This is a genomic window from Methanocalculus sp., from assembly GCF_030651615.1.
In the GTDB taxonomy this organism is placed as follows: domain Archaea; phylum Halobacteriota; class Methanomicrobia; order Methanomicrobiales; family Methanocorpusculaceae; genus Methanocalculus.
Map to the genome: position 1 here is coordinate 1 of NZ_JAUSCG010000168.1, position 3,920 is coordinate 3,920.

Genomic DNA, 3,920 nt, shown 5'->3' on the forward strand with positions numbered 1-3,920 from the left:
ATAAAACAGATGGTTGAAGGAGACATAATGCTGCATCATACCGGAGGTACGGGAGAGCACTCTTCTTTATCTCCAATCACCCTCTCGCTGAATCGTCTGATAATTTTATTTTTTTATCCCATGATGTCCCGTTTTGTAAAAGATCTGTATCGGTTGATCGTCATACCGCGATCTCATCCCTTCTCTGCACGATGGAGGGCCCTCTGATTTTATTACTTTACTGGAAAAAATGAATGCTATGGAAGAATGTATCAGATCCCTTACCCGGAGGAGCCGGAGCACCCGCCGTTTTAAAGAAGATCAGAGGCTTTCAGAGTCTATCCTCCGTGATCTCGTGGATATTGCGCGCCTCTGTCCCTCTGCAAGGAATCGCCAGCCTCTGAAGTATATCCTCTCTGTTGAGCCGGAGGAGACGGCTCAGATCCGGTCATGTCTCTTATGGGCGCTTGACCTCCCCGACTGGGATGGTCCGGAGATTGGTGAGCGACCCCCGGCATACATTATCATCGTGGCACCGAAGGGATGTACCCCTGATCCATCAATCGATCTCGGTATTGCGGCACAGACGATCCTCCTTGCCGCAGCAGAGATTGGGATCTCCGGCTGTCTCTTCGGCTCGATCAAGAGATCTGACCTGTCGCATCTCCTCAGATTGCCTGAGGGATATGAGATCCTCCTGGTTATGGCACTCGGCTACCCCGCAGAAGAGATTCGGATAGAATCTCCTGGGCCGGACGGTGACATACGATACTGGCGATCGTCTGATGGTATTCATCATGTACCGAAACGTTCTGTTGACGATTGTATTCTCAGAAGAACGCAGGATACACGATAGAATCGTGAGATGATGGAATGCCTCCGGGAGGTTTTTGCTCTCCTCACAAACCTCTCTTCTTGCAGAATAGGGGTTGCAGACCCTTCCCTTTGTGCGATCTCATCGGCAGATCACCTCTTTTGAGGATAATTCAGGATGGAGATCACCGGAGGGGTGTCGGATACTATCTTGATCCCTCCGGTGTGCGTACCAATTTTAACCGTTTCCTGAGTACTCAGTTCTTTTTCTCCTCTGATGAGCCTTCTGCGATCTCTTCGAAGATCCGGTCTACGCCAAGGAGTGTGTTAATCCAGCGTGTCTCATCACTCGACTGAAAGACTATCAGGAGAAGGAGGGTGATTGGAACGGCAAAGACAAGCCCTGCGATCCCAAGTGTCCAGCTCCAGAAGATGAGTGAGAGGATGACGATGAGGGCGGGCATCTCAAACTTTTTTGCAGCAAGGTGGGCGTACACCGGGTTTTCGACGATGATATTCAAGAGAATGACCGCCACAACAACCGCTATCGCCCCCCAGGTGCCGAATTGCAGCCAGGCGAAGAATAACGCAGGAAGAGCGGCAATTATCAGCCCGATATAGGGGATGTATCCGAGTATGAAGGTCATTATTCCCCAGAGGATAGCAGAATGCACCCCCATAACTAAAAGGAATGCTCCAAAGAGAGATCCATGGATTGCATTTGCCTGGGTTCTGACGACAACGAAATCAATGGTGAATCTGCTCATTCTGCCAAATTGTTTGAGTGATTCACTCTCCCCCCCAAACACGCTCCGTATCCTCCCGGGGATCTTCGGTGCCTCAAGAAGCGCAAAGAAGGTTGTAACGCCGATGAAGAAGAGGTACATGATCGCCTCTCCGATGGAGAACATTGATGAGGAGATCACCAGTGCAGCTGACTGAAGATTCAGTGTCGGATGAGTGAGGGCAGTCTGATCGATACCGATTTTATCAAGGATGATGATGATGTCGGCAAGCCTCTCCTGTAATTCGACCTGATAGAGCGGGAGGTCGATGATCAGTTGCTGAAGGGAGGTGATGATAAGCAGAATCATTCCGACGACGATAAGGATGGCAATTCCGGTGATGATACTGACCGCCGCAATATCCGGAAAACCCTTCTCTTTTATCCAGCGAACACAGGGATAGGTCAGCATCGTCATGATGAGTGATAGAATAAGAATGTTGACAATATACGATGTCATCTGTATTCCGATGACGAGTACAATGATGAACGCCAGTAGGACGACGGTTGCATAGGTCTTTGGAATGTTTTTCGTCTCGATCATAAGGGTCTCCTGATAGTCTCAATAAATGGTACCATGGTGCTCACTATTTGAAGAGGTCGTGCAGATGGAACTGGTGTGGTCCAAGCCTTCCTTCAAAGTTCGATGCCCCGATAAAGAGCAGTTTACCCTGTCGGGTTGCGGCCTCCACTCCGGCTTTCATTGCTGAAGTGATGGCCGCCTCACTGATCCCGTTAATGACAACCTCATAGATGGAGTTTACACCATCGGGTACCAGTGAATCGGAAATTTTCTCCTTCAATGCCGGACACCAGCGATGATTTGTGCTTGCGGGCATCGGAAACAGATAATTCTTACACCCTACCTTCGACCCACTCCCGACAACTCCTCCGGCAAAACCAGTGATCACCCCTTCCATCGGGGTGATGGCAGCAACACCGGCCTTTGCAGCAGCAAGTGCGTCACAACTCTCCTCAGCCATCACCAGAAAGTTGCCGCCAGCGATCCCCTTCACGGTCCCATACCGCTCTTCTCCGGTGTAGTAGCCTTCCATAACCGGAATCCGCCAGCATGGTCTTCCTCCGACGATACATCGCTCTTCATACCCGTCCCCGAAGTAATGCATGCGTGTATAAAACCTGTCTCTGGTATCAGGCAGGCCATTGAAAGCAGATGCAGTCGGTGTGGGCAGTATGCACTGGGAGATCCGATCTGCAACCAGAGATCGCATCTGTTTCTTTTCCCCGCAGATCAGCACTGAGATACCCGGCCTTCCATCAGGTGTAACTCTCCATTCTCTTTCGATCCCGGCTTCACAGGGGCAGAAGATCTTTGATGTGGCAAACCCGGTTGCTTCTGCCGCCGCTGCATACGCCCATTCAGGTGAGTCTGCTGTTATGATGATCCGCGATACCCAGATCGGAAATGCCTCTGCAAAGGTGTCGAGGATGACCGCTCCGTTTAACTCCATACGATCTGATCACCCCCTCTTGAATATGACTCCATCTTCTGTGATGATTGCATCCATCATGACGTCATGGGGGTCCAGTGGGATCGACTCCATCTCCTGGCAGGAGAATGCAATTCCGATCTTTCTGATATCCGGATACCCTTCAAGGAACCGATCATAGTATCCTGCCCCATACCCGATTCTCCCTCCTCGCCTGTCGAATCCGAGCATCGGAAGGATGATCGTATCGACATCGGCACCATCTGCTGGTATCTCATTTCCGATCGGCTCAGGGACATCGAAGGTACTTGGGACAAGCACCCCAAGGTCTCTGATATATGATAACCTGAGGCTGACGTCCTCACTCTGGATGATCGGAACGACAACCGGGTTTCCGTATGTCAGGAGCATTGTAATGAGTGGAACGGTATTCACCTCCTTCTCCTTTGAGGTGTAGACCAATACCGTCTCGCCGGGTGAGATCATCTTCATCAGATGGCGGCATATCTCCTTGCTCTTCTCAAAACGCTCTTCAGGGCTCTGCCGATCCTTTCTTTGGCGCAGGGTGTCACGTATCTTTTTCTTATCTTCCCTCATATCCAGTAGTATATCCGGGAGGTATATAAGAGTTCATGTGAGGGTGTCACTCTCACTCTTCCTTCTCCTCACACAATATGCTGCAATCATCCCGATGATGAATGCGGGTGTCATTCCTCCGATGAGTGCGATGATGCCTATCATGATGGTAATAGGATATGAGCTGGTCTTTGCCCCATGCTTTCCAAGTTCAATCGCAACGAAGACGAGGAGACCTCCAAAGATGCCATAGGGGATCAGGGTGAGTACCTCAGGTGGTACAAAAGCTATTGCAAAAGCGATGATAAGGACCCCTG

At 50.4% G+C, this 3,920-nt stretch carries 4 protein-coding genes and 1 pseudogene; 1 reads left to right on the plus strand and 4 read right to left on the minus strand.

Going from position 1 to position 3,920, the window contains the following annotated elements; all coding sequences use genetic code 11:
- Positions 1-238: 238 nt before the first annotated feature.
- Positions 239-835 (plus strand): nitroreductase family protein, encoded by a 597-nt coding sequence (locus Q7V06_RS07295; protein ID WP_304840096.1) that lies wholly within the window; start codon positions 239-241, stop codon positions 833-835.
- Positions 836-1,049: 214 nt separating this feature from the next.
- On the opposite strand, the gene Q7V06_RS07300 is transcribed toward Q7V06_RS07295, so the two are convergent.
- The 4 genes and pseudogenes from Q7V06_RS07300 to Q7V06_RS07315 all read right to left on the minus strand — a co-directional run.
- Positions 1,050-2,120: an AI-2E family transporter gene (locus Q7V06_RS07300; protein ID WP_304840098.1), complete on the minus strand. Its 1,071-nt coding sequence runs from the start codon at positions 2,118-2,120 to the stop codon at positions 1,050-1,052.
- 43 nt (positions 2,121-2,163) lie between these two features.
- Positions 2,164-3,048, minus strand: coding sequence for a formylmethanofuran--tetrahydromethanopterin N-formyltransferase (gene fhcD, locus Q7V06_RS07305; RefSeq protein ID WP_304840100.1), 885 nt, complete (start codon positions 3,046-3,048; stop codon positions 2,164-2,166).
- Positions 3,049-3,057: 9 nt separating this feature from the next.
- The gene (locus Q7V06_RS07310; RefSeq protein WP_304840103.1) at positions 3,058-3,624 is read right to left on the minus strand and encodes a 5-formyltetrahydrofolate cyclo-ligase; all 567 of its coding nucleotides are present in this window, start codon (positions 3,622-3,624) and stop codon (positions 3,058-3,060) included.
- Positions 3,625-3,657: 33 nt separating this feature from the next.
- Positions 3,658-3,920, minus strand: a pseudogene (locus Q7V06_RS07315) (sulfate transporter); the annotation flags it as partial.